The organism is Arthrobacter sp. NEB 688 (assembly GCF_013201035.1).
GTDB lineage: Bacteria > Actinomycetota > Actinomycetes > Actinomycetales > Dermatophilaceae > Phycicoccus.
On record NZ_CP053707.1, the window covers coordinates 2478930 to 2503104 of the forward strand.

Below are 24175 nucleotides of genomic sequence, written 5' to 3' on the forward strand. Positions count from 1 at the left end.
GTCCGCGGGGCGCGGTACGGTGCGACCATGACCGACCTCAAGCACTCGCCGCTGCACGACCGGCACGTCGCCCTCGGGGCGAAGATGGCCGACTTCGGGGGGTGGTCGATGCCGATCGAGTACCCCGGTGGGGGAGTCGTCGCCGAGCACACCGCGGTCCGCGAGCGCGTCGGGCTGTTCGACGTCTCGCACCTGGGCAAGGCCCGGGTCAGCGGGCCCGGTGCCGCCGACTTCGTCAACGCGTGCCTGACCAACGACCTGCTCCGGATCGGCCCGGGGCAGGCCCAGTACACGATGTGCTGCACCGAGGACGGCGGCGTCGTCGACGACCTCATCCAGTACCTGCGCTCCGACGAGGACGTCTTCCTCATCCCCAACGCGGCCAACACCGCGCGCGTCGTCGAGCTGCTCGCCGCCGCGGCACCCGAGGGCGTCGTCGTCGAGGACCTCCACGACCGCTACGGCGTCATCGCCGTCCAGGGCCCGCGCTCGGACGAGGTCCTCACCCGCCTCGGTCTGCCGGTCGACCACGACTACATGAGCTTCGTCGAGACCGAGTGGGACGGGCTGCCGGTCATCGTCTGCCGCACCGGCTACACGGGGGAGCGCGGCTACGAGATCGTCCCCGCGTGGGACGTCACCGGCTCCGTCTGGGACGCCCTCGCCGAGGCCGTCGCGCAGGAGGGCGGCCTGCCCGCCGGGCTCGGGGCCCGCGACACCCTGCGCACCGAGATGGGCTACCCCCTCCACGGCAACGACCTCTCCCTCGACATCACCCCGGTGATGGCCGGCGCCGCGTGGGCGGTCGGCTGGGACAAGGACACCTTCTGGGGCAAGGACGCGCTCGCCGCGCAGCGGGCCGCCAAGGAGAGCCGCCTCATGCGCGGCCTCGTCGTCACCGGCCGCGGCATCCCGCGCTCGCACTGCGCCGTGCTCGACGCCGAGGGCACGGTCGTCGGCGAGGTCACCTCCGGCACCTTCTCGCCGACCCGCAAGCAGGGCGTCGCCCTCGCGCTGCTCGACCGCTCGGTGACCCTCGGCGACGAGGTCTCGATCGACGTCCGCGGCCGGTCGGTCGCGGCGACGGTCAGCAAGCCGCCGTTCGTCGAGGCCGGGGTGCGTGGCGCATGAGCGAGCAGTGGGGCTGGACCTTCGCCGACGCCGACGGGGCCGAGGTGACCGGTGAGCCGACGACGACGACGACCTTCCCGACGCAGTCCGACGCCGAGAGCTGGTTCGGCGAGGTCTGGCACGAGCTCGCCGACGCCGGGGTCGCCTCGGTGACGCTGCACCGCGACGGGGCGGTCGTCTACGGCCCGATGGGGCTCGAGCCCGCTCCCTGACGCGCCGGGACGTATCACCGTCCGACCCCCGTGCCTCCTGCCGGAGGACGATGGGTCGGCGGGCCGGTGGGCCCGGGTGAGGAGGGTCCGATGGCGACGCAGCCGTCTCCCGTGCGTGACGCGTTCGCGGCCGGGCTGCCGTCCGGGCGTGCGGTCCTCGCCGGCGCCTGGGCCACCGCCGTCGTGGCGACCCTCATCGCCCTGGCCCAGCTCGACGGCCTCGTCGCCCAGGTCGTCACCGCCGGGCGCACAGCGTCGCTGAGCGGGCTGACCTCCGTCGGTGCCGTGCTCGCGCCCGGGACGACGGACGCCGCCTGGGCCCGGGTCGCGACCGCGGCGACCGCCGTGCCGGGGACGGCCCGCTGGGTCGTGGCCTACGCCCTCGTCGACGTCGTGCTCGTCGCGCTCTACGCCCTCGGGGCGGGGGCGCTGCTGCGCGCGGCCGCGACCGGCACCTCGCCGGGACGGCCCTGGTACGCCGCGGCCCTCCTGCTCCTGGGGGTCGGGGCGGCGGCCGACCTCGTCGAGTCGGCGCTGCTGGTCGACCTCACCGACGGCTCGGGGCACCCCCGGGCGCTCGTCGTGACGAGCACCGTCAAGTGGCTCGGGCTGCTCCTCGCCGTGCTCGCCGTGGTGCTCGCGCGCCGACAGCACGCCGACACGCCGCGCGGGCCGGCGCACCCGACCCCGTACGGCCCGGACGACGTCCGCACCCCCGCGGGGCCGGTGCGCCGCGTGCTCGGCGCCCTCTACACCCACCGCTTCAGCCTGCTCGTCGTCGTGCCCTTCGGGGCGCTCGGGCTGGCGTCCGGCACCGACGTCCTCGACCAGCTGCCCGACGTCCAGCGGCAGTGGGTCGACTCCGGGCCGGCGTGGCGCGCCCTCGTCAGCGGGGTGCTCACCGGTCTCGTCGCCGCGCTCGTCGTCGTCGTCGGGCGCCTGCGCAGCCACCACGTCGCGATGCGCGTCCTCGGCGCCGGCACCCCGCCGAGCGCCGCCCCCTACCGCCGACCCTCGCTCCTGCCGTGGTTCGTCACCCTCGCGGTGGTGCTCGTCGCCCTCCTCCTCTCGCGCCTGCTGCTCGGCCGGTGGGACGTCATCGGCGTGCGCCTCGGCATCGCGGTCGGCATCCCGCTCGTCGTCTGGGCCGGCTCGGTGTGGCTGCGCCGCGGCGGCGGCCAGGTGCCGTGGAGCCCCTACCGCCGGCCGGTCACCGCGCAGCAGGCCGCGACGACCCGGGTCGTCGGCGACGTGCTCGGCGTCCTCGTCCTCGTCATCCCCGGGCTCGGGCTCGTGCGGGCGTTCGCCGCCCCCGTCGCGCTCGGCAACGGCGGGTGGAACATCGGGCTGCTCGTCCTCGGCGTCGTCGGGTCGGTGCTCACCTGGCCGGTCGCGCGGTGGCTGGCCGGGCTCGTCGGCCGCTACGCCCCGGACGACCTGCTCACCGCGCTCGTGCCCGGCCGCGTCATGGGCGAGACCTCGCAGCGGCGCTCGCGCCTGGCCGGGTGGGGGCTGCTGGCCCTCGGGGTCGCCCTCTTCACGCTGCTCGGGCTGCGCCCCGAGGCCACCGCCGACCGGCTCGGCGTCATCGGCGTCATGCTGCTCGCCGTGACGGCGGTCGCGCTGCCGCTCGGGGCGACGGTCATCCTCCTCCAGGGCGGGGGAGCCCCCGACCTGCTGTCCCGCCCGCTGACGCCCGTGCTGCGCACCGCGCCGGTCCTCACGATCGTCCTGCTGTCCGGGCTCGTCGTCGGCCTGACCGGCAGCGACGCCCGCGTCCACGGGCTGCGGACGACCACCGCTGCCGCCCCGGACCCCGCCGCACGCACCGGGCTCGGGGCGCGGCTGTCGACGATGCTGGCGCAACCCGGCTGCAGCACGGCGCTGCCGGGGACGTCCTACCGCGTCCGGCCCCTGTTCCTCCTCGCGGCCGAGGGCGGGGGCATCCGCGCGGCGGCCTGGACGGCGCTCGGCACCGACGCGCTGGCCGACGCCGGGGGTGCGTGCTCCGAGGCGCTCGTGTCGTCCGGGGCCAGCGGCGGCGCGGTCGGGCTGACCGTGTCGGCGTTCGCCGACGTCGGTGGCCAGGCCTTCCCCGCGGTCGAGCGGATGGCCGGGCCGGAGGCCCTCGGGTCGGCGGTCTCCGGACTGCTCGTCCGCGACCCCCTGCGCTCGGTCACCGGGCTCGCCTTCCCGACCTCCGGCGAGCGCGGCTGGGTCGACCGCGCGGGCCTCATGGAGCGGGCGTGGGAGCAGGCCGTCCCGGGTCTGCGTGCGCCCTACCTCGCGGCGCCCCGCGGTCGGGTCACGGGGGCGCTCGTCCTCAACTCGACCTCCGTCGCCACGCACTGCCGCACCCTGCTCAGCCAGGTCGGGCTCGACCCCGCCCCGGACCCGCGCGACTGCCGCACCCCGACCGCGGTGCCGGACTCGGTCGACCTCCTCGCGACGCTGCGGGTGGGGTGCTCGGACCGCGCGCCGGCGCTGCGGGCGAGCACCGTCGCCCTCCTCGCCTCGCGCTTCCCGTACGTCACCCCCTCGGGGGTCGTCACGACCGGCTGCCCGGACGGCGGCACCTCGCCCGACGCCCAGCAGGTCGTCGACGGGGGCTACGCCGACAACGACGGGCTCGGCACCCTCGTCGACCTCGCGCCCCGGTGGCTGCCGACCCTGCGGGCGCACAACGCGGCCGTCCTCGACGGTCGCCGCGACGGCGCCCTCGTGCTGCCCGTCGTCGTCTACCTCGACAACGGTCAGGGGAGCGACCTCGCGGCCGACCCGGCCGGCGCGACGAACGAGGTCCTCGTGCCGCTGCTGACCAAGGGGTCGGCGACGGCGGCCCTGTCCTCGACCGACACCCAGCTGCACCGCGCGCTCGCCGCGTTCTCCACCGCCGACCTCGTGCCCGGCTGCGACGACGACACGCTCGCCGTGTGCGCCGCGGTCGAGGGCTGGCGCGGCCCGGCGGTCAAGGTCTTCTACCAGCCGACGCGTCCCTCGCTCGCGGCCCCGCTCGGGTGGGTGCTGTCCGACCAGTCGCTGCGGACGCTGCGCTGCGCGCGCGACGACCAGGTCGCCGGCTCGGGCCTGGCCCCGGTCGCCCGGGGCGACTGCGACACCGCGCCCGCGGTGGCCGGCGAGGGGCTCGCGCCGACGGCGGCGACCGACGCCTGCACGGCGGCCGACCGCGACGCCTCGCCGCTGTCCTCCCGCGGCTACGGGACGATGCGCTCGGCGCTCTGCCTCGCCCGCGCCGCCGGAGCGGGCCGGACGGGCTGAGCGGGCTGCGCGGCCTCGGTCAGGCCGGGTAGTCGCCGCGCGCGACCATCGGCACGGGGCGGCGGCTGCGACGCAGCTGGAAGACGCGCATGACGGCGTAGGTGACGCTGCCCTTCGGCACGCCGTCGGCGCCGAACTTCGCGACGAGGCGGCCCTTGAGCCTGCGCCACATGAGCACGGTGTCGATGACGACGAGCAGCACGGCGCCCCACGTGAGGTAGACGCTCGCGGCGAAGATGGCGGGAATGTTGATGAGGCTCAAGGCCAGCACGATGAGCATCACCGGCAGGAGGAACTCGCCGAGGTTGCGGCGGGCGTCGACGAAGTCGCGGATGTAGCGGCGCACCGGGCCGCGGTCGCGCGGCGGGAAGTGCGTCTCGTCACCGGTCTCGAGCGCGCGCCGGACCTTGGCCAGCTCCTCGCGGCGCTGCTGGCGGTCCGAGCTGCGGGCGGCCTTGCGGTCGGTGACGACGAGCGGGCGCCGACGGGCGGCCTCCTGGTCGCGCCGCTTCGGCGTGGGGCGCCCCTTGGCCCCCTCCCGGGCGGCGTGCGCCTGCTCCGCGGGGGTCTCTTCACTCGACTTGCTGCGTCCGAACACGAGGGCAACTCTAGGTGCACCCGCGGGGTGCCTCCGCGCTGCGCCGTCCGGCCGGGGCGCGGGCGCCACCCGGACCCCGCGGGTCGGTAGGGTCTCGAGACGTGACCGACGTGCTCCCCGACGCCCAGAAGACCGCCCTCCGCGAGCGCATCCGCGAGCTCATGCCGCAGGTCCGCGCGGACCTCGAGGCGCTGACCCGCATCCCGTCCGTCTCGCTCGACGCCTTCGACCAGGCGCACGTCGAGGCGAGCGCCGAGGCCACCGCCGAGCTCCTGCGGGCCGAGGGCCTCGAGGTCGAGATCGTCCGCGAGGGCGGGCGCCCCGCCGTCATCGGCCACCGCGCCGGCCCGCCCGGGTCGCGCACCGTCATGCTCTACGCGCACCACGACGTCCAGCCGCCCGGCGACGAGGCGCTGTGGGACAGCCCGCCGTTCGAGCCCACCGAGCGCGACGGCCGGCTCTACGGCCGCGGCGCCGCCGACGACAAGGCCGGGGTCATGGCGCACGTCGCCGCCCTGCGCGCCCACGGCGACGACCTGCCGGTCGGCGTCACCGTCTTCGTCGAGGGCGAGGAGGAGATCGGCTCCGACTCGCTGCCGACCATCCTCGAGCGGCACGGCGAGCGGCTGCGGGCCGACGCCATCGTCCTGGCCGACAGCCAGAACTGGGACGTCGGCGAGCCGGCCCTCACGACGACGCTGCGCGGGATGATCCGCGTCGTCGTCACCGTGACCACCCTCGACCACGGCGTGCACTCCGGGATGTTCGGCGGCGCCGTCCCCGACGCCATCACCGCGCTCGTCCGGCTGCTCGCGACGATGCACGACGACGCCGGCGACGTCGCGGTCTCCGGGCTCGACGCGGGGGAGGCCTCCGACCTCGACTACCCGGAGTCGCGCCTGCGCGCCGAGTCCGGCCTGCTCGACGGCGTCGAGGTCATCGGCAGCGGCTCCCTGCTCTCGCGTCTCTGGACCCGTCCGGCCATCACGACGATCGGCCTCGACGTGCCGACGATCGAGCGCTCGTCCAACACCCTCGTGCCCTCGGCCCGCGCCAAGGTCTCGATGCGCCTGGCCCCGACCCAGGACGACCTCGCCGCCTTCGAGGCGCTGCGCTCGCACCTGCTCGCGCACGCCCCGTGGGGCGCGCGGGTCGAGGTCGAGCTCGAGGAGCGCGGCCTCGGCTTCGCCGCCGACGCGCAGGGCCCGGTCTACGACCAGGCGCGCGCCGCCTTCACCGACGCCTGGGGCACGGAGCCGGTCGACATCGGCGTCGGCGGGTCCATCCCGTTCGTCGCCGCGTTCGCCGAGCGCTTCCCCGACGCGGCGATCCTCGTCACCGGGGTCGAGGACCCCGACACCCGCGCCCACGGCGCGAACGAGTCGCTCCACCTCGCCGAGTTCGAGTCGGTGTGCCTCGCCGAGGCGCTCCTGCTCGCCCGTCTCGGCGCGCTCCCCGCCTGAACCAGAGAGGACCCACCGTGGCCCAGGGCACGTACGTCGAGGAAGACTTCCAGCGCGACACCAACTACATCGAGGACCGCATCACGACGGACGGGTCCGGCGAGCACGCGTGGCCGGTCGAGGCCGGGCGCTACCGGCTCGTCGTCGCGCGGGCCTGCCCCTGGGCCAACCGGGCGATCATCGTCCGGCGCCTGCTCGGGCTCGAGGACGCGATCTCGATGGGCATCTGCGGCCCGACCCACGACGCCGACTCGTGGACCTTCGACCTCGACCCCGGCGAGGTCGACCCGGTCCTGGGCATCCCGCGCATCAAGGACGCCTACGAGAAGCGCTTCCCCGGCTACCCCCGCGGCATCACCGTGCCGGCGATCGTCGACGTGCCGAGCGGTCAGGTCGTGACCAACGGCTTCGCGCAGATGACCCTCGACCTCTCGACGCAGTGGCGCGAGCACCACCGCGACGGTGCGCCCGACCTCTACCCCGAGGCGCTGCGCGAGGAGATGGACGCGGTGATGAAGCGGGTCTACACCGAGGTCAACAACGGCGTGTACCGCTGCGGCTTCGCCGGGACCCAGGCCGCCTACGACGCCGCCTACGAGCGCCTCTTCACGGCGCTGGACTGGCTCGAGGAGCGCCTCGCGACGCGGCGCTACCTCATGGGCGAGAGCATCACCGAGGCCGACGTCCGGCTCTTCACGACCCTCGCCCGTTTCGACCCGGTCTACCACGGGCACTTCAAGTGCAACCGCACGAAGCTGAGCGAGATGCCGGTCCTCTGGGCCTACGCGCGCGACCTGTTCCAGACCCCGGGCTTCGGCGACACGACCGACTTCGTGCACGTCAAGAGCCACTACTACGAGGTCCACCGCGACATCAACCCGACCGGCGTCGTGCCGCAGGGCCCGGACCTCGCCGGCTGGGCGACGCCGCACGGGCGCGAGGCCCTCGGCGGTCGTCCGTTCGGTGACGGCACCCCGCCCGGCCCGCCGCCGGTGGGGGAGCGGGTCCCGACCGCGCACAACCCCCACGTCGGCGACGACGGGCTCGTCCACGTCGGCTGACGCCGGCCCGCTGTCAACGTCCTCTTGACATCTCCGTGGTGTCAAGAGATCGTTGACGCATGAACGCGCAACGGACCGCCCTCGGCGGCGGCACGGTCCTCGTGCTCGCCGGCCTCGTCACCTTCTGTCTCAGCCGCCTCGTCGACTCCGGCTTCGTCCACGGGCTCTTCCAGGGGATGACCGTCGCCCTCATGGTGCTCGGGGCCGTCGCGATCGGCCGTGGCGCGCGCGGCCGCGGGTCGGACCGCGAGGGGCTGTGGCTGCCGAGCCGTGACCGTGACTCCTGACCCGGCCCGGCCCGGCGTCGCGCCCGGCGACGAGGCCCTCGCCGACCGGCTGGCCCACGTCGTCCTCGGCCCGCTCGGCGCGGCCGGTGAGGCCCCGGACGCCCTCGCGCTCGTCGAGCGGGCCGCGCAGGCCCACGCCGCCACCCGTGACCTGCTCCAGCAGGCGGTGCTCGCCGCGCGCGCCGACGGGCGCAGCTGGGCCGCCGTCGGCGAGGTGCTCGGCCTGACCCGTCAGGCCGCCCAGCAGCGGTTCGGCGGGGCGAGCGAGGACGCCGGCCCCGAGGCGCAGGAGCGCTGGCTCGGCCCGGTCACGGCCTTCGACGAGATGCACGAGCTCGAGATCGCCGGCCGGCAGGGCTGGCGCACCGTCGGGGCGGGCATGCTGCGGCACCGCGTCGCCCGGACGCCGACGCAGTGGGAGCACCGGCGGGTGCTCTGGTCGCGGCCGGCGGACGCGTACGAGGGCGACGGTTGGGTCGTCGCGGTGCGCGCCTTCCCCTGGCTCTACCTCGTGCGGGACACGGGGCTGCCGGCCGAGCCCGGCGCCTGAGGGGCCGGGCTCGGAGGCCTCAGTCCTTCGAGGTCTCGCCGGGCAAGGCGAGCATCCGGTCCAGCGCCACCTTCGCCCAGTGCGCGACCTCGGGGTCGACACGGATCGGGTTGACCACCCGGCCGTCGACGAGCGACTCCAGCGCCCACACGAGGTGCGGCAGGTCGATGCGGTTCATCGTCGAGCAGTAGCAGACGTTCTTCTCGAGGAAGAGGATGCGCTGCTCGGGGAACTGCGCGGCGAGGCGTCGCACGAGGTTGAGCTCGGTGCCGACGGCCCACGCCGTCCCCGCCGGTGCGGCGGCGATCGTGCGGATGATCTTCTCGGTCGAGCCGACCTCGTCGGCGAGCTCGACGACCTCGTGGCGGCACTCGGGGTGGACGATGACGCGCACGGCCGGCACCTCGCGGCGGGCGGCCTCGACCGCCTCGACGGAGAAGCGGCCGTGCACCGAGCAGTGCCCGCGCCAGAGGATCATCGTCGCGTCGCGCAGCTGCTCGGGCGTGAGGCCGCCCATCGGGCGGTGCGGGTCCCAGACGACGCAGCCGTCGAGGCGGCCGCCGAGGTCGCGCACGTAGGTGTTGCGGCCGAGGTGCTGGTCGGGCAGGAACAGCACCTTGCCGCCCTCGCCGGCCTGCTCCAGCGCCCAGGTGAGCGCCGTGCGGGCGTTGGAGGAGGTGCAGACCGTGCCACCCTCCCGGCCGGTGAACGCCTTGATGGCCGCCGAGGAGTTCATGTACGTGACGGGCACCGTCCTGTCGGCGACACCCGCGGCGACCAGCTCGTCCCAGCACTCCTGCACCTGGTCCAGGGCGGCCATGTCGGCCATCGAGCAACCGGCCGCGAGGTCGGGCAGGACGACGGTCTGGGCGTCCGAGGTGAGGATGTCGGCCGACTCCGCCATGAAGTGCACGCCGCAGAAGACGACGAACTCGGCGTCCGGTCGCGCGGCCGCCTCCTTGGCCAGCTTGAAGGAGTCGCCGGTGACGTCGGCGAACTCGATGACCTCGTCGCGCTGGTAGTGGTGGCCGAGGACGAAGAGCCGGTCCCCGAGGGCGGCCCGGGCCGCCCTCGCCCGCTCGACGAGGCCGGGGTCCGAGGGGGCCGGCAGGTCGCCGGGGCACTCGACCCCCCGCTCGGTGGCGAGCTCGCGGCCCCGCCCGAGGACGAGGAGGGGGAGCGGGGCGTGCTGCGGCGTGCCGGCGGTGGTGGTCACGGCGCCCGATCCTAGGTGCTCAGCCCATCGACCTCTGACCGTCGACCGTCTCGCGGATGACGTCGGCGTGGCCGGTGTGGTGCGCGAGCTCGGAGAGCAGGTGGAGGAAGGTGCGCCGGGCGCTGCGCCGCTCGCCCGGCGTGAACCAGGGCGCGGGGGGCAGCGGGTGGCTGGCCGAGAGGTCGACCGTGCGGACCAGCTCGTCGGTGTGGGCCGCCACCTCGCGGTACAGCGCCACGACCTCCGCCAGGGTCTCGTCCTCGAGGAGGCGGAACTCACGCTCGCGCGCGTCGTAGTCGGCGTCGTCGCCGCCGGCCATCGTCCCGTGCTCGACGAAGTCGGTCCACCCGCGCTCGGTGAGCGCGACGTGCTTGACGAGCCCGCCGAGGCAGAGGCTGCTCGCCGTCGGCGTCAGGCGCGCCTGGTCGTCGGTGAGGCACTCGACGGTGTGGAGGAAGAAGTAGCGCTGCTGGGCGAGGGCCTCGAGGAGGGCGACGCGCTCGGGGTCGAGGTCGGTGGGCTGGGCGTCGGACACGGGGGGCCTCCTGGCGGCTGGTCTGGTGGCGCGACCCTAGGCCCGTCCACCGACACCCGCCAGGGCCGTCGGCGATACGCTCGCCCCGTGCGCGTGCTCATCGCCCCCGACGCCTTCGGCTCCACCCTCGGGCCGGTCCAGGTGGCCACCGCGATGGCCGAGGGCTGGGCCCTCGGCGCGCCCCACGACGAGGTGCGGCTGCTGCCCCTCTCGGGCGGCGGCCCCGGCTTCCTCGACGTCGTCGCCCGCGCCTGCGGCGGCGAGATGGTCGCGACGACGGTCAGCGACCCGCTCGGGCGCGAGGTGCCCGCCACCCTCCTCCTCGTCGACGAGCCCGGCCGGCGCACCGCGTACGTCGAGGCCGCCCAGGCCATCGGCCTGCACCTGCTCGCCGCCGACGAGCGCGACCCCGGCATCACGAGCACGTGGGGCGTCGGGCAGCTGCTCGAGGCCGCCCTCGCCGAGGGCGTCGACCGGGTCGTCGTCGGGGTCGGCGGCGGCGCGACGAACGACGGGGGAGCGGGGATGCTCGCAGCCCTCGGGGCCGGCCCCGCCGACCTCCTCGCGCGCGGCGGCCTCGCCCTGGGCGCCGCGGACGAGTCGGCGCTCATCGGGCTGCCCGGCGTCCTCGACCGTCTCTCGGGCACCGAGGTCGTCCTCGCGACCGACGACGAGACCCCGCTGCTCGGCCTCTCGGGCACGAGCGCCGTCGGCGCGCCCGGCAAGGGGGCCACGCCCGAGACCTCCCAGGCGCTGGAGTCCGCGCTCGGCCACTTCACCGACGTCGTCGGGCGGGCGGTGCCGCGCCCGCTCGACCTCCTGAGCGGTCAGCCCCGTCGGCTCGACCGCGAGCTCGGCGCCGGCGCCGCCGGGGGCCTGGGCTACGCGCTCCTCGTGCTCGGCGCGCGCCCCGTGCCCGCCGTCACCGAGGTGCTGCGCCTGACCGGCTTCGACGTCGCCGCGGCCGGCAGCGACCTCGTCGTCACCGCGACCGACCGGCTCGACTGGACCAGCGTGCGCGGCTCCGTCGTCTCCGGGGTCGCCGAGGCGACCGCCGCGACCGGCCGCCCGGCCGTCGTCGTCGCCGGCGAGCTGCTCGTCGGCCGGCGCGAGACGATGACGATGGGCCTGGCCGGCTGCTACGCCCTGGCCGACCACCCGGCCGAGGTCGACGCGATGCTCGCCGACCCCGTCGGCACCCTGCGCGCCCGGGCCCGGCGGGTCGCCCGCACCTGGTCGCCCGCCCGCTGACCCCTTCCGACGCGGGCTACGCCGCAGGAGGTGCTGCCCTGGCGACAGTTACTGCGGTGTAGCCGGCACACGGACCGGGCGGTGGCTCCACCCGTCGGTGGCGCGACGTACAGTGGAGGAGTCCGGGAACACCGGGGCCCCGCCCTCGGTTCCCCCTCGTGGCGGCCAGCCGGCCGGCCCACCGACAGCGACGAGGAGTCCTCACCCATGAGCGACCAGCTCCAGACCACCGAGGCCACCACCGAGACCGCCGCCCACGGCGTGCTGCTCACGGACGTGGCCGCCTCCAAGGTCGCCTCCCTGCTCGCGCAGGAGGGGCGCGACGACCTCCGGCTGCGCGTCGGGGTCCAGCCCGGCGGATGCTCGGGCCTCATCTACCAGCTCTACTTCGACGAGCGCACCCTCGACGGTGACCTCGTGCGCGACTTCGGCGGTGTCGAGGTCGTCGTCGACCGCATGAGCGCCCCCTACCTCGAGGGCGCGAGCATCGACTTCTCGGACACCATCGAGAAGCAGGGCTTCACGATCGACAACCCCAACGCGGGCAGCTCCTGCGCCTGCGGCGACAGCTTCAGCTGACGCACCCGGACGGGCCCGGACCTCCTCGCGGGGTCCGGGCCCGTCCGCGTCCCCGGCCGCCGGGTAGGTTGCTCTGGTGCAGATCGCCGTCACCGGGTCCATCGCGACCGATCACCTCATGACCTTCCGCGGCCGCTTCGCCGACTCCCTCGTCGTGGAGCAGCTCGACAAGATCTCGGTCAGCTTCCTCGCCGACCAGCTCGACATCCGTCGTGGGGGCGTCGCGGGCAACATCTGCTTCGGGATGGGCGTGCTCGGGGCCCGGCCGCTCCTCGTCGGCGCCGCCGGCGAGGACTTCGCCGACTACCGCAGCTGGCTCGGCCGGCACGGCGTCGTCACCGACCACGTGCTCGTCTCCGGCACCCGGCACACCGCCCGGTTCGTCTGCACGACCGACGACGACATGGCCCAGATCGCGACCTTCTACGCGGGCGCGATGAGCGAGGCCCGGATGATCGAGCTCGGCCCGATCCACGAGCGCTGGGACCTCGACCTCGTGCTCATCGGGGCCGACGACCCCGAGGCGATGCTCCGCCACACCGACGAGTGCCGCGAGCGGGGCATCCGCTTCATCGCCGACCCCTCGCAGCAGCTGGCCTTCGCCGACGGCCCGTTCATCCGCAAGCTCGTCGACGGCGCCGAGATCCTCATCACCAACGAGTACGAGTCGCACCTCACCTCCACCAAGACCGGGTGGAGCCAGGACGAGATCGACTCCCGCGTCACGACGCGCGTCGTGACGCTCGGCAAGGACGGCGCCGAGATCCGCACCCGCGGCCAGGAGCCGGTCCACGTCCCCGTCGCGGGCGACGTCGAGCGCGTCGACCCCACCGGGGTCGGCGACGCGTTCCGGGCCGGCTTCCTCGTCGGGCTCTCCGGGGGCCTGTCGCACGAGCGCTCGGCGCAGATCGGCTCGGTGCTCGCCGCGTTCGTCCTCGAGACGGTCGGCACGCAGGAGTACGTCGTCGGCCGGGCCGGCTTCCTCGCCCGCGTCGAGGCGGCCTACGGCGCGCAGGCGAGCGCCGAGATCGCGCCGCACGTGCGCTTCGCCCGCGACTGACGCCGCCCGCCGTGGCCTTCCCTCCCGTGGAGCCGCCGCCGACCGGCTGGCTGCTCGACGCCGCCGACGCGGTGGACGGTGACGACCTCGTCGCCGCCGGGGCCGACCTCGAGCCCGGCACGCTCCTCGCGGCCTACCGGCTCGGCCTGTTCCCGATGGGCCTGGGCCGCGACGGCGCCGGGACGGTCGGCTGGTGGTCGCCCGACCCGCGCGGCGTCATCCCACCGGGGGCGCTGCGGGTGCGCTCCTCGCTGCGCAAGGTCCTGCCGCGCTTCGAGGTGACCGTCGACACCGCCTTCACCGAGGTCGTCGCCGGGTGCGCCGACCCCTCGCGCGACGGGCGGTGGATCACCGACGAGATCGCCGCCGCCTACGAGGAGCTGCACCGGCTGGGGTGGGCCCACAGCGTCGAGGTGTGGCAGGAGGGCGCCCTCGTCGGAGGGCTGTACGGGGTCTCGGTCGGCGGCCTCTTCGCGGGGGAGTCGATGTTCCACCGCGTCCGCGACGCCTCGAAGGTCGCGCTCGTCGGGCTCGTGGGCCGCTTCTTCGCCGACGGCGACCCCCGCCGGCTCGTCGACGTGCAGTGGGCGACCGACCACCTGCGCCGGATGGGGGCGCAGGAGTGGTCGCGCGAGGACTACCGCCGCGCGCTGGGGCCGGCGCTGCGGGCGCCTCAGGTCGACCTGGCGGCCGTGGCCCCGACGACGACGGTGTAGCGGGTCCACGACCCCTCGTCGGCCAGCGTGAGGCCGTGACCGCGCATCCGCGCCCACGCCGGGACGTCGGAGCGGGCGGCCACGTCGTCGGCGAGCAGGACGAGCGAGGCGCCGGGGGAGAGGCCCTGCGCGGCCCGGGCCACCCGGATGACCGGCACCGGGCAGCGGGTGCCGCGGGCGTCGACGACGGCGGGCTCGCTCACAGGTCCTCGGTGCCCATCCGGGTCCGGACGGCGCGGACCGCCTCCGGCAGCTCGCGGCAGAGGCGTTCGACGGACGCCTCGCGGTCGACGGCGACCGAGGCCAGGGGAAGGACCACCCGGACGTTGCCGTGGGTGAGGACGCCCATCGCGGCGAGGACGTGGCTCGGCCGCAGCACGCTCGAGGTGCACGCCGACCCCGAGGCCACGGCCAGCCCGCGGGCGGCGAGCTCGTCGACGAGGGCCTCGCCGTCGGCGAGCAGGACGCTGAAGGTCACGACGTGCGGGAGGGCGTCGGTGGCGTCGCCGAGGACCTCGACGTCGCGCACCCCGGCGGCGGCCTCCCGCACCCGCGCGACGAGCGTGCGGGCCTCGCGGGCGTCGTCCTCGGCCGACCGCTCGGTCTGGCGCCACGCCTCGGCCGCGGCGAGCACGAGCGGGACCCAGGGCGCCGCGAGGGCGCGCCCGTGCTCGGCCTCGCGGCGCGGGCCGGGCAGGGACCAGCGCGTCCCGGTGCGCACCCCGAGCATTCCGAGCGGCGGCCCACCGAAGGACGAGGCGTCGGCGACGACGACGTCCCCGACGCCGGGCAGCGGCTCGCGGCCGAGGGAGGCGGTGGCGTCGAGCAGCAGCGGGACGCCGGCCGCCCGGGCCGCCGCCGCGAGGTGGTCGACCGGCTGGCGGGTGCCGACCTCGCCGTTGGCGGTCTGGAGCACGGCCGCGGCGACCCCGGGGGCGGCGACGGCGCGCTCCCAGGCGTCGACGTCGACGCGCCCGTGGCGGTCGACGGGCACGGGCTCGGCGTCGCCGGCGCGCAGGAGCAGGACCGAGCGCTCGGTGGCGCCTGCCACGACGCGGGTGCCCGTGCGCCGGCGGGCGTGGAGCAGTCCGTCCAGCCCGACGGCGAGGGCCTCCTCGGCGCTCGAGTGCACCGAGAGCTCGTCCGGGCTCACGCCGACGGCCCCGGCGAGGACGGCCCGGGCCGTGTCGAGGTGCGCCCGTGCGGCGCGGCCGGGGGCGTGCCGGGCGGCCGGGTCGGCCCAGGCGACCCCGAGGGCGGCGGTCAGCGTCGCCTCCCCGAGGGGGTGCAGAGGGCCCCGTGAGGCGTCCAGGAGGCCCGCCGTCAAGGACGCTGTGGAAGGTTGAACGGTGGTGTGCGCCACGGGTCGACGGTAGCCCCCCTGCATGCCCGGTGAGGTACCCGTGCAGTAGGGTTTGCCTCGATCGTCCTCGCTCCACGACACGAAGGGTGCAGCGGTGCGCCAGCACGACTCCTCCTCGCCCCGTCGCCCACGGCGGCGGCTCGGCACGACGGTTCTCGTCGGTGCCCTCGCCACCCTCGCGCTCGGTGGCTGCGCCAGCGGCGACCTGCGCGGTGACGCCTCCACCGGATGGCTCCCGCACGCGGTGACCGAGGGGGGCGAGCGCGTCACGACCCTGTGGATCGGGGCGTGGATCGCGCTCATCGCGGTCGGCCTGCTCGTCATCGGCCTCATCGTGTGGTGCCTCGGCGCCTACCGCCGCCGCCAGGACGACACCGAGCTGCCCGTCCAGCTGCGCTACAACATCCCGATCGAGATCCTCTACACGGTCGTGCCGATGCTCATGATCGTCGTGTTCTTCTACTACACGGCGCGTGACGAGGCCGCCCTCGTCGACACCTCGAAGAAGCCCGACGTCACCGTCAACGTCGTGGGCAAGCAGTGGAGCTGGGACTTCAACTACCTCGAGGACGACGTCCACGAGGTCGGCACGCAGGCCATCCTCACGGGGGAGCCGGGCGCCGAGGAGACCATCCCGACGCTGTACCTCCCCGTCGGCGAGCGGGTCGAGTTCGTGCTCACCGCGCGCGACGTCATCCACTCGTTCTGGGTGCCGGCCTTCCTCCAGAAGATGGACATGCTCCCGGGGCGGGTCAACCGCTTCCAGGTCGTCCCGACCCAGGAGGGCCAGTTCAAGGGCAAGTGCGCCGAGCTCTGCGGCGCCTACCACTCCCAGATGCTGTTCAACGTCAAGGTCGTCTCCCGCGCGGAGTACGACCAGCACATGGCCGACCTGCGGGCGGCCGACCAGACCGGTCTGCTCAACAACACCCTCAACCGTGAGGCCCTGATGAGCGGCCAGACCGTCCAGCCCGGCGGAGGTAACTGAGATGAGCGCCGCGACCGACACGACGATGCTGCGCGAGGCGGGGGTCCGCCAGCGCACCCGCCGGCTCTCGCCCGGTGCCACCGTCGTCAAGTGGGTGACGACGACCGACCACAAGGTCATCGGCAACCTGTACTTCATCACCTCCTTCGCGTGGTTCCTCATCGGCGGCGTCATGGCGCTGCTCATCCGCGCCGAGCTCGCCGAGCCGGGCCTGCAGGTCGTCGACAACCCGGACCAGTACAACCAGCTGTTCACGATGCACGGCACGATCATGCTGCTGCTCTTCGCGACGCCGCTGTTCGCCGGGTTCGCCAACGCGCTCATGCCGCTGCAGATTGGGGCGCCCGACGTCTCGTTCCCGCGGCTGAACATGTTCGCGTACTGGCTCTACCTCTTCGGCGGCCTCATCGCCGCGGCGGGCTTCATCACCCCGAACGGCGCCGCCGCCTTCGGCTGGTTCGCCTACGCGCCCCTGTCGGACAACGCCTACAGCCCCGGCATCGGCGGTGACCTCTGGGTCTTCGGCCTCGCGCTCGGTGGCTTCGGCACCATCCTCGGCGCCGTCAACTTCATCACGACGATCCTCACGATGCGCGCGCCCGGCATGACGATGTTCCGGATGCCGATCTTCTCGTGGACCGTGCTCGTCACCTCGATCCTCGTCATCCTCGTCTTCCCGGCCCTGGCCGCCGCGCTCTTCGCGCTCGGCGCCGACCGGAGGTTCGGGGCACAGATCTTCGAGCCGGCCAGCGGTGGCGCCATCATGTGGCAGCACATCTTCTGGTTCTTCGGGCACCCGGAGGTCTACATCATCGCGCTGCCGTTCTTCGGGATCATCTCCGAGATCCTCCCGGTGTTCTCGCGCAAGCCGATCTTCGGCTACAAGACCCTCGTCTACGCGACCATCGCCATCGCGGCGCTCTCGGTCAGCGTCTGGGCCCACCACATGTACGTGACCGGCCAGGTGCTCCTGCCGTTCTTCGCGATCATGACGATGCTCATCGCGGTCCCCACGGGCGTGAAGTTCTTCAACTGGATCGGCACGATGTGGGGCGGCAAGCTCGACTTCTCGACGCCGATGCTCTGGGCGCTGGGCTTCCTCGTCACCTTCCTCTTCGGTGGCCTGACCGGCATCATCCTCGCGAGCCCGGCGCTGGACTTCCAGCTCTCCGACAGCTACTTCGTCGTCGCGCACTTCCACTACGTCGTGTTCGGCACCGTCGTCTTCGCGATGTTCGCCGGGTTCTACTTCTGGTGGCCGAAGTTCACCGGCCGCATGCTCGACGAGAAGCTCGGGAAGATCCACTTCTGGATGCTGTTCCTCGGCTTCCACCTCACCTTCTTCGTGCAGCACATCCTCGGTGCGCAGGGCATGCCCCGCCGCTACGCGGACTACATGCCCGAGGACGGGTTCACGCTCGGCAACCAGATCTCCACCGCCGGCGCGTTCCTCCTCGGCGCCTCGATGCTGCCGTTCATGTACAACGTCTGGAAGACGTGGCGCTACGCGCCGCTCGTCGAGACCGACGACCCGTGGGGCTACGGCGCCTCGCTCGAGTGGGCCACGTCCTGCCCGCCGCCGCGGCACAACTTCGACCGGATCCCGCGGATCCGCTCCGAGCGCCCCGCGTTCGACCTGCACCACCCGGAGGCCGCGGTGGCCGGTGTCCACGACGCCGCGCACAGCTCCGACAGCGGGCTGGTCGCCGCCCTCGGCCCGGCCGACCTGCACGGCGAGGCGCTCGTCGACGAGAAGAACAAGGAGGCCTGAGCCATGCGGGCGATGGAACGGATCGGCATGCTCATCGGCGTGTTCGCGTTCATCATGGCGGCCATCTACGGCACGTGGACGTCCTCCACGGTCCTCGGCACCGAGTGGGTCGGCACGATCGGCCTCATCCTCGGCGGCCTGCTCGGGATGATGATCGCCTGGTACCTCTGGATGACCCGGCGGCGCCTGGACCGCGACCCGGCGGACGACCCGCTGGGTGAGATCGACGAGATCCAGGGCGAGTACGGCTTCTTCAGCCCGCACAGCTGGCAGCCGCTCTTCCTCGCGGGCGCCGCGGCGGTCTGCTTCCTCGGCCTCGCGGTCGGCTGGTGGCTGTTCATCATCGGCGCGTTCTTCGCGATCCCCGCGCTCGTCGGCTGGACCTTCGAGTACTGGAAGGGCCCGAACGCGCTCTGAGCGCCGCAGGCAACCACGACGAGGGCCGCCCGGGATCTCCCGGGCGGCCCTCGTCGTGTCCGCGCGACGGGCGTGGGGTCGCGGGCGCGGCTCAGCCCCAGCCGAGCTCGTGCAGGGCGTCGTCGTCGATCCCGAAGTGGTGGGCGAACTCGTGGACGACGGTGACGGCGATCTCGTCGGTCAGTTCCTCGAGGTCGGCACACATCCGGGTCAGGGGACCGCGGAAGAGGACGATCCGGTCCGGCAGGGCGCCGGCGCCCCAGCCGTCGCCGCGCTCGGTCAGCGGGATGCCGTCGTAGACGCCGAGCAGCTCGGGGTCGTCGGCGGGCGGCTCGTCCTCGACGAGGAAGACGACGTTGTCGAGCATCGACATCAGCTCCTCGGGCACCTCGTCGAGTGCGTCCTCGACGATGGTGTCGAAGTGCTCGGGGGTCAGGGCGTCCACGCGTCCTCCCGGGGCGCGCGCAGGGCGACGAGGGCCGGCCACCCGAGGGGGCGGCCGTTCCACGTGGCGGTGAGGCGGCCGTCCTGGGCGCGCAGGTGCAGGACGTGCGGGGTCTCGCGGGCGACGACGACCGCCTCGAAGACACCGGGGGCGGTCCAGCCGGCCGAGGCGGACCACGGCCCGTCGCCGGCCCAGGTGCCGTCGCCGGCCGCCAGGACGAGGGAGGCGCCGTCGTCGACGGTCAGCTCCCACGGGGCCGCGGCGTCCCCGGTGGCGCGAACGGCGAGCGAGCGCAGCGAGGGGTGGTCCTCGTCCGGCTCGTGCCGGGCCGTGGGCGGCGCCTGACGGCCGTGACCGCCGGCGGCGTCGTCGGAAACCACCGGCTCCAGCCGGGCGCCCGAGAGGCGCTCCTCGAGGCGCGCGATGGCATCGTCGTCGTGGGGGAGCGGCTCGGGGGAGAGCGCTGCCAGGAGCTCCTCCCACACGGCGTCGAGCAGGGCCTGCGTGTCGGTGGCGGTCGAGGTGACCGCGAGCACGAGCCCGGAGGGCGGGTGCACGACCGAGAACTGCCCCCACGCGCCGTCCGCCCGGTAGGCGTCGTGGCGGCATCGCCACACCTGGTAGCCGTACCCCTGCTGCCAGTCGACGTTCTCGGGGTGCGAGGCGGTGTCGACGTGGACGGAGGTCATCCGCTCGACCCAGCCCTCGGGCAGGATGCGCCGGCCCTCCCACACGCCGTCCAGGCGCAGGAGCTCGCCGAGCCGGGCCAGCGCCTCCGTCGTCACGTGGAGGCCGGAGTAGCCCAGGTCGAGCCCGTCCTTGCCCTGCCACGCGGCCGCGCCGACGCCGAGCGGGTCGAGCAGGCGGGGGCGCAGGTGGTCCAGCAGCCGCTGCCCGGTGGCCCGCTGGACGGCCAGCGCCGCCATGAGCGTGGCGCCGTTGTGGTAGACGAACCACGACCCCGGCTCCTCCTCGGGCTCGACCGCGAGGAACTGCGCCGCGAAGCCGGCCTCGTCGAGCCCGCGCCACGTGAGGGTGTCGGTGCGGTGGCCGGTCGACATCGACAGGACGTGGTGAAGGGTGAGGGTCGAGGCCCGGGAACCGGCGAGGTGCGCGGCCTCGGGGAAGAGGTCGACGAGGCGGTCCTCGAGGCGCAGCAGGCCGTCGGCGACGGCGAAGCCGACGGCGCAGGCGGTGAAGGTCTTGCTCACCGAGTAGACGAGCCGGATGCCGTCGGGCGTGTACGGCGCCCAGTCGGCCTGCGCGAGCACCGCCCCCTGGCGCAGGACGACGAGACCGTGCGCCTCGACGCCGACCCGCTCCCACCGCTCGAGCAGCGCCTCGAGCGCGGCCGGCGGGACCCCGGCGTCCTCGGGACGGCTGCGGGGGAGGGGGACCGGTGCCGACGTCGTCACGTCCCCCAGCCTAGGCGGGCCCGGACACGACGAGGCCGCACCCGGCGGGCGGGTGCGGCCTCGGTCGTGCGGGCGGTGCGCGTCAGTAGCGGCCGGCCTTCTCGGGCGACTCGATCTCGCCGGCGGCCTGCGAGCCCTCGAGGGCCTCGGTCTCGTGGCCGTGGTGGTGCGCGGCCGCGAGCTCGGCCGGGGTGACCGGGTTGACCGCGTCCTGGAAGTAGAACTTCGAGAGGCGGGCGCGCATCCGGTCCTTGCGGGCGGCCGGGCGGGCGACCCCGTGCTCGTCGACCTCGGGCTCGAGCTCGAGCGGAGCGACGGCCTCGTGCTGGACGAGGATCCACTGGTCCTCGGGCAGCCCGGCCTCGTGGCGCTCGAAGAAGCGGCCGTCGGGGGTGCGGACGATCGTGCCGGACTCGCGCCCGTGCAGGACCGTGTCGCGGTCGCGGCGCTGGAGCGAGAGGCAGACCCGCTTGGTCACCCAGAAGACGACGACCGGCAGGACGAAGAACCCGATGCGGAAGAACCACGTGAGGTCGTTGATCGACATGCCGAGCTTGATCGCCATGATGTCGTTGCCGGAGGCGAAGAGCAGCACCGTGTAGGCGGTGATGCCGGCCATGCCGATACCGGTGCGGACCGGGGCGTTGCGCGGGCGGTCGAGCAGGTGGTGCTCGCGCTCGTCACCGGTGACCCAGCGCTCGACGAACGGGTAGGCGCCGAGGATGACGTAGACCAGCGGCAGGAGGATTAGCGCGCCGGGGAAGATGTTCATCGACACGGTGAAGCCGAAGACGGTGAACTCCAGCCAGCCGGGCAGCAGGCGCAGCGCGCCGTCGGCGAAGCCCATGTACCAGTCGGGCTGCGACCCGGCCGTCACCGGCGAGGGGTCGTAGGGGCCGTAGGCCCACACCGGGTTGATCTGGACGAGCGCCGCGATGAGGGCGAGGACACCGAAGACGATGAAGAAGAAGCCACCGGCCTTGGCGGCGTAGACCGGCATGACCGGGTAGCCGACGACGTTGCTGTTGGTGCGGCCCGGGCCGGGGAACTGGGTGTGCTTCTGCAGCGCCACGAGCGCGATGTGCGCCGTGAACAGGCCGATGAGGATGGCCGGGATGAGCAGCACGTGCGCCGAGTACAGGCGGGGGATGATCATCTCGCCGGGGAAGGGCCCGCCGAAGATGCCGTAGACCAGGTAGGAGCCGATGACCGGCGCCGTCTGGACGAAGCCCGCCATCGCGCGGATGCCGGTGCCGGAGAGCAGGTCGTCCGGGAGGGAGTAGCCGGCGAAGCCCTCGACGATCGCGAGGAGCGCCAGGACCGAGCCGATGACCCAGTTGATCTCGCGCGGCTTGCGGAAGGCGCCGGTGAAGAACACCCGGAACATGTGGACCACGAGCGCGACGACGAACATCAGCGCGGCCCAGTGGTGGATCTGGCGGATGATCAGGCCGCCCTTGATGTCGAACGAGATGTTGAGCGTCGAGGCGTAGGCCTCGGACATCTGGACCCCGCGCAGCGGCACGTACGAGCCGTCGTAGACCGTGTGGCCGGCGCTCGGGACGAACCAGAAGGTGAGGAAGGCCCCGGTGATCAGGCAGATGATCATCGAGTACATGGCGATCTCGCCGAGCATGAAGGACCAGTGGTCGGGGAAGACCTTCTTCATGAGGTAGCCGACGGGCTTGGCGGCCCCCGTGCGGTCGTCGACCCAGCCGGCGAGGCCGCCGATCTTCTTCGCGCCGGCGGACGGCGCGACGTGGCGCGGCCCGTCACCGGTGCGCAGGGCGTCCGCCGGACGCTGGTTCGCGGTCGTGGTCATGTCAGCCACGCTCCCAGAAGCTCGGGCCGACCGCTTCGCGGAACGGCTGTGCGGAGACGAGGTAGCCCTCGTCGTCGACGGTGATCTTCAATTGTGGCAGCGGACGCTTCGCAGGACCGAAGATGACCTTGCAGTCCTGGGTCACGTCGAAGGTCGACTGGTGGCACGGGCACAGCAGGTGGTGCGTCTGCTGCTCGTAGAGGCCGACCGGGCAGCCGACGTGGGTGCAGATCTTCGAGTAGGCGACGATGCCCTGGTAGCCCCAGTCGAGCTCCTTCTGGGAGCGGATCTGGGCCGGGTCCAGGCGCATGAGGAGCACGGCGGCCTTGGCCTTCTCCTCGAGGAGGTGCTCGGCGCCGCCGTCACCCGTCTCCGGGTTGGGCAGGAGGCCGTCGGGCATGACGTGGTAGACGGAGCCGATCGTGACGTCCGAGGCCTTGATCGGCTGGTTCTCGGGGTCCTTCATGAGGCGCATCGGCTTGAAGGTGGGCTCCTCGCCGGGGCCGCTGGGGCCGCCGTTCCACCAGGTGAGCGAGAGGCTCTTCTTCGGCAGCTCGCCGAGGGAGCCGCCGACCTGGAGGACGAGCGGGACCGCGAAGAGGCCGAGGGCGCCGCCCATCGTCATCTTGAGCAGCGGGCGGCGGGTGATCTGGGACTTGCCGCCCTCCTCGGTGATGACCCGGACGACCTCGGCGCGGTCGGCGTCGGCGGCGCGCAGCGGGTGGCGCTCCTCGACGACCTCCTCGTCGGGCATGAGGGTCTTGGCCCAGTGCACGGCGCCGAGGCCGATGCCGAGGAGGCTGAGGGCCAGGGCGATGCCGAGGCCGGCGTTCGTGGCGCTCGTCGCCCCGATGCCCGGGATGAACACGCTCTGGTCCACGTCGAGGGCGAAGTACAGGACGATGAAGAGCAGCGTGCCGAGGATCGAGACGCCGAAGAGCACCGCGACCTGCTTCTCGGCGCGCTTGGCGGCGGACTCGTCGAGGTCGGCCATCCGCGGCACGTGGTGGGGGAGACCGGGGTTGGTGAAGCGGTCCGGGAGGCCGCCGGTCCCGACGACGTGGCCCTCGTCGAGGCGCACGGCCTCACCGTGGGACCCGGTCGGGGTCACCTCGGTGCCGGGGGTGTGGGGGTCCTGCTCGTTCATCGGGGTACCGATCTGTCGTCGACGGAAGGGAACGGTGAGGGGGTCAGGCGGCCTTGGAGCCGAGCCAGACGGCGCAGCCCACGAGGATGCCGAGACCGAAGACCCAGGCGAAGAGGCCCTCGGTGACCGGGCCGAGGGAGCCGAGGGTCAGACCCCCGGGGCTCTCCTCCTTGTTGAGCGTGTCGAGGAAGGCGATGATGTCCTGCTTGCTCTCGGGCGTGATGTTGGCGTCGTTGAACACCGGCATGCTCTGCGGGCCGGTGGCCATCGCCTCGTAGATGTGCTTGCCGGAGACGTCACGCAGCGAGGGGGCGTACTTGCCGCGGGTCAGCGCGCCGCCGGAGCCGGCGAAGTTGTGGCACATGGCGCAGTTGACGCGGAACAGCTCGCCACCGACCGCGGCGTCGCCCTTGGTCGGGTCGACGGCCTCGTCCGAGGGGACCGAGGGGCCCGGGGCGAGGGAGGCGATGTAGGCGCCCATCGAGGCGATCTGCTCGTCGGTGAACTTGACGTCGTCGGAGCGGGCGGCCTGGACGCCGGGCTGGGTCATCGGCATGCGGCCGGTGCCGACCTGGAAGTCGACGGCGGCGGCGCCGACGCCCGCGAGCGGCGGGCCCGCGATCTGGTCGCCGGTGCCGGTCTGGCGGCCCTCGGCGTTGAGGCCGTGGCAGGAGGCGCAGTTCGCGCGGAAGAGCGCCTTGCCCTCGGCGACCGACTGGGCGGGCAGCGCCTGGGTCGTCGCGTCGGCGGGCTCCGGGGCCACCGCGGCGTACACGGCCCCCGTGAGGAACAGGCCGATCATGAGGAGGACGGCGATCGCTGCGGGATGCCGGCGGCGGGCTGCCAGTGCGTTCACGGAGAGTTCCTGT

The 24175-nt window shown here is 73.9% G+C and carries 24 protein-coding genes; 14 read left to right on the plus strand and 10 right to left on the minus strand.

What is annotated here, in order from left to right; all coding sequences use genetic code 11:
- Window positions 1–27: 27 nt before the first annotated feature.
- The 3 genes from gcvT (at window position 28) to HL663_RS11600 (ending at window position 4622) form a co-directional block, all read left to right on the plus strand.
- A complete protein-coding gene (gene gcvT, locus HL663_RS11590) occupies window positions 28–1131 on the plus strand; it encodes a glycine cleavage system aminomethyltransferase GcvT (protein WP_173028529.1) in 1104 nt (367 codons plus the stop codon).
- Window positions 1128–1343, plus strand: coding sequence for a hypothetical protein (locus HL663_RS11595; protein WP_173028530.1), 216 nt, complete (start codon window positions 1128–1130; stop codon window positions 1341–1343). Before gcvT ends, HL663_RS11595 begins: the two co-directional genes overlap by 4 nt.
- A gap of 90 nt (window positions 1344–1433) precedes the next feature.
- Window positions 1434–4622, plus strand: a complete 3189-nt coding sequence (locus tag HL663_RS11600) for a thioesterase domain-containing protein (protein ID WP_173028531.1) — start codon at window positions 1434–1436, stop codon at window positions 4620–4622.
- Between the two features lie 19 nt (window positions 4623–4641).
- Here HL663_RS11600 and HL663_RS11605 read toward each other — a convergent pair whose 3' ends face one another.
- Entirely contained in the window at window positions 4642–5220 is a 579-nt protein-coding gene (locus HL663_RS11605) for a DUF3043 domain-containing protein (RefSeq protein WP_173028532.1), read from the minus strand.
- A 161-nt stretch (window positions 5221–5381) separates the two neighbouring features.
- Between HL663_RS11605 and HL663_RS11610 the strand changes: the two genes are divergently transcribed.
- Genes HL663_RS11610 through HL663_RS11625 form a run of 4 tightly spaced genes read left to right on the plus strand, consistent with a single transcriptional unit; the run spans window position 5382 to window position 8581 of the window.
- Window positions 5382–6683 carry a dipeptidase gene (locus tag HL663_RS11610; RefSeq protein ID WP_173030136.1) on the plus strand — a complete coding sequence of 434 codons (1302 nt, stop codon included), beginning with the start codon at window positions 5382–5384 and terminating at the stop codon, window positions 6681–6683.
- Window positions 6684–6700: 17 nt separating this feature from the next.
- A complete protein-coding gene (locus tag HL663_RS11615) occupies window positions 6701–7744 on the plus strand; it encodes a glutathione S-transferase family protein (RefSeq protein ID WP_173028533.1) in 1044 nt (347 codons plus the stop codon).
- A gap of 59 nt (window positions 7745–7803) precedes the next feature.
- A complete protein-coding gene (locus HL663_RS11620; RefSeq protein ID WP_173028534.1) occupies window positions 7804–8031 on the plus strand; it encodes a hypothetical protein in 228 nt (75 codons plus the stop codon).
- Window positions 8015–8581, plus strand: coding sequence for a hypothetical protein (locus HL663_RS11625; RefSeq protein WP_286175568.1), 567 nt, complete (start codon window positions 8015–8017; stop codon window positions 8579–8581). Before HL663_RS11620 ends, HL663_RS11625 begins: the two co-directional genes overlap by 17 nt.
- Before the next feature lie 19 nt (window positions 8582–8600).
- Here the strand turns inward: HL663_RS11625 and nadA are convergent, their stop codons facing one another.
- Window positions 8601–9797, minus strand: coding sequence for a quinolinate synthase NadA (gene nadA / locus HL663_RS11630; RefSeq protein WP_173028535.1), 1197 nt, complete (start codon window positions 9795–9797; stop codon window positions 8601–8603).
- A 19-nt stretch (window positions 9798–9816) separates the two neighbouring features.
- Entirely contained in the window at window positions 9817–10332 is a 516-nt protein-coding gene (locus HL663_RS11635) for a DinB family protein (RefSeq protein WP_173028536.1), read from the minus strand.
- A gap of 87 nt (window positions 10333–10419) precedes the next feature.
- On the opposite strand from HL663_RS11635, the gene HL663_RS11640 reads away from it, so the two are divergent.
- The 4 genes from HL663_RS11640 to aat all read left to right on the plus strand — a co-directional run bounded on the left by HL663_RS11640 (window position 10420) and on the right by aat (window position 13938).
- Window positions 10420–11583, plus strand: a complete 1164-nt coding sequence (locus HL663_RS11640) for a glycerate kinase family protein (protein WP_173028537.1) — start codon at window positions 10420–10422, stop codon at window positions 11581–11583.
- Between the two features lie 207 nt (window positions 11584–11790).
- Window positions 11791–12162 carry a HesB/IscA family protein gene (locus HL663_RS11645; RefSeq protein ID WP_173028538.1) on the plus strand — a complete coding sequence of 124 codons (372 nt, stop codon included), beginning with the start codon at window positions 11791–11793 and terminating at the stop codon, window positions 12160–12162.
- 76 nt (window positions 12163–12238) lie between these two features.
- Window positions 12239–13222 (plus strand): carbohydrate kinase family protein, encoded by a 984-nt coding sequence (locus tag HL663_RS11650; RefSeq protein ID WP_173028539.1) that lies wholly within the window; start codon window positions 12239–12241, stop codon window positions 13220–13222.
- Between the two features lie 11 nt (window positions 13223–13233).
- Window positions 13234–13938: a leucyl/phenylalanyl-tRNA--protein transferase gene (gene aat, locus HL663_RS11655; protein WP_173028540.1), complete on the plus strand. Its 705-nt coding sequence runs from the start codon at window positions 13234–13236 to the stop codon at window positions 13936–13938.
- On the opposite strand, the gene HL663_RS11660 is transcribed toward aat, so the two are convergent.
- Window positions 13896–14141, minus strand: a complete 246-nt coding sequence (locus HL663_RS11660; RefSeq protein WP_173028541.1) for a sulfurtransferase TusA family protein — start codon at window positions 14139–14141, stop codon at window positions 13896–13898. The genes aat and HL663_RS11660 overlap by 43 nt on opposite strands.
- The gene (locus HL663_RS11665) at window positions 14138–15265 is read right to left on the minus strand and encodes an aminotransferase class V-fold PLP-dependent enzyme (RefSeq protein WP_286175570.1); all 1128 of its coding nucleotides are present in this window, start codon (window positions 15263–15265) and stop codon (window positions 14138–14140) included. The genes HL663_RS11660 and HL663_RS11665 overlap by 4 nt, the downstream gene beginning before the upstream one ends.
- A 130-nt stretch (window positions 15266–15395) precedes the next feature.
- Here HL663_RS11665 and ctaC point away from each other — a divergent pair, with 130 nt between their 5' ends.
- The 3 genes from ctaC to HL663_RS11680 are packed head-to-tail and all read left to right on the plus strand — an operon-like array spanning window position 15396 to window position 18477.
- Window positions 15396–16289, plus strand: a complete 894-nt coding sequence (ctaC, locus tag HL663_RS11670) for an aa3-type cytochrome oxidase subunit II (protein ID WP_173028543.1) — start codon at window positions 15396–15398, stop codon at window positions 16287–16289.
- 25 nt (window positions 16290–16314) lie between these two features.
- The gene (gene ctaD, locus HL663_RS11675) at window positions 16315–18060 is read left to right on the plus strand and encodes an aa3-type cytochrome oxidase subunit I (protein WP_286176058.1); all 1746 of its coding nucleotides are present in this window, start codon (window positions 16315–16317) and stop codon (window positions 18058–18060) included.
- Window positions 18061–18063: 3 nt separating this feature from the next.
- Window positions 18064–18477, plus strand: coding sequence for a cytochrome c oxidase subunit 4 (locus HL663_RS11680; RefSeq protein WP_173028545.1), 414 nt, complete (start codon window positions 18064–18066; stop codon window positions 18475–18477).
- A gap of 91 nt (window positions 18478–18568) precedes the next feature.
- Here HL663_RS11680 and HL663_RS11685 read toward each other — a convergent pair whose 3' ends face one another.
- The 5 genes from HL663_RS11685 to qcrC form a co-directional block, all read right to left on the minus strand.
- Window positions 18569–18922, minus strand: a complete 354-nt coding sequence (locus HL663_RS11685; RefSeq protein WP_173028546.1) for a metallopeptidase family protein — start codon at window positions 18920–18922, stop codon at window positions 18569–18571.
- Window positions 18910–20337: a serine hydrolase domain-containing protein gene (locus tag HL663_RS11690; RefSeq protein ID WP_173028547.1), complete on the minus strand. Its 1428-nt coding sequence runs from the start codon at window positions 20335–20337 to the stop codon at window positions 18910–18912. The genes HL663_RS11685 and HL663_RS11690 overlap by 13 nt, the downstream gene beginning before the upstream one ends.
- An 82-nt stretch (window positions 20338–20419) precedes the next feature.
- Window positions 20420–22159: a cytochrome bc1 complex cytochrome b subunit gene (gene qcrB, locus HL663_RS11695; RefSeq protein ID WP_173028548.1), complete on the minus strand. Its 1740-nt coding sequence runs from the start codon at window positions 22157–22159 to the stop codon at window positions 20420–20422.
- Window position 22160: 1 nt separating this feature from the next.
- On the minus strand, window positions 22161–23306 hold the full coding sequence (qcrA, locus tag HL663_RS11700) for a cytochrome bc1 complex Rieske iron-sulfur subunit (RefSeq protein WP_173028549.1): 1146 nt from the start codon (window positions 23304–23306) through the stop codon (window positions 22161–22163).
- 43 nt (window positions 23307–23349) lie between these two features.
- Window positions 23350–24162: a cytochrome bc1 complex diheme cytochrome c subunit gene (gene qcrC, locus HL663_RS11705; RefSeq protein WP_173028550.1), complete on the minus strand. Its 813-nt coding sequence runs from the start codon at window positions 24160–24162 to the stop codon at window positions 23350–23352.
- Window positions 24163–24175 lie beyond the last annotated feature (13 nt).

Coding starts and splice junctions, on each gene's coding strand:
- HL663_RS11620 (WP_173028534.1), top strand. CDS start 7,804: ATGAACGCGCAACGGACCGCCCTCGGCGGCGGCACGGTCCTCGTGCTC.
- qcrB (WP_173028548.1), bottom strand. CDS start 22,159: ATGACCACGACCGCGAACCAGCGTCCGGCGGACGCCCTGCGCACCGGT.
- ctaD (WP_286176058.1), top strand. CDS start 16,315: ATGCTGCGCGAGGCGGGGGTCCGCCAGCGCACCCGCCGGCTCTCGCCC.
- gcvT (WP_173028529.1), top strand. CDS start 28: ATGACCGACCTCAAGCACTCGCCGCTGCACGACCGGCACGTCGCCCTC.
- HL663_RS11645 (WP_173028538.1), top strand. CDS start 11,791: ATGAGCGACCAGCTCCAGACCACCGAGGCCACCACCGAGACCGCCGCC.
- qcrA (WP_173028549.1), bottom strand. CDS start 23,306: ATGAACGAGCAGGACCCCCACACCCCCGGCACCGAGGTGACCCCGACC.
- HL663_RS11595 (WP_173028530.1), top strand. CDS start 1,128: ATGAGCGAGCAGTGGGGCTGGACCTTCGCCGACGCCGACGGGGCCGAG.
- HL663_RS11680 (WP_173028545.1), top strand. CDS start 18,064: ATGCGGGCGATGGAACGGATCGGCATGCTCATCGGCGTGTTCGCGTTC.
- HL663_RS11610 (WP_173030136.1), top strand. CDS start 5,382: ATGCCGCAGGTCCGCGCGGACCTCGAGGCGCTGACCCGCATCCCGTCC.
- HL663_RS11600 (WP_173028531.1), top strand. CDS start 1,434: ATGGCGACGCAGCCGTCTCCCGTGCGTGACGCGTTCGCGGCCGGGCTG.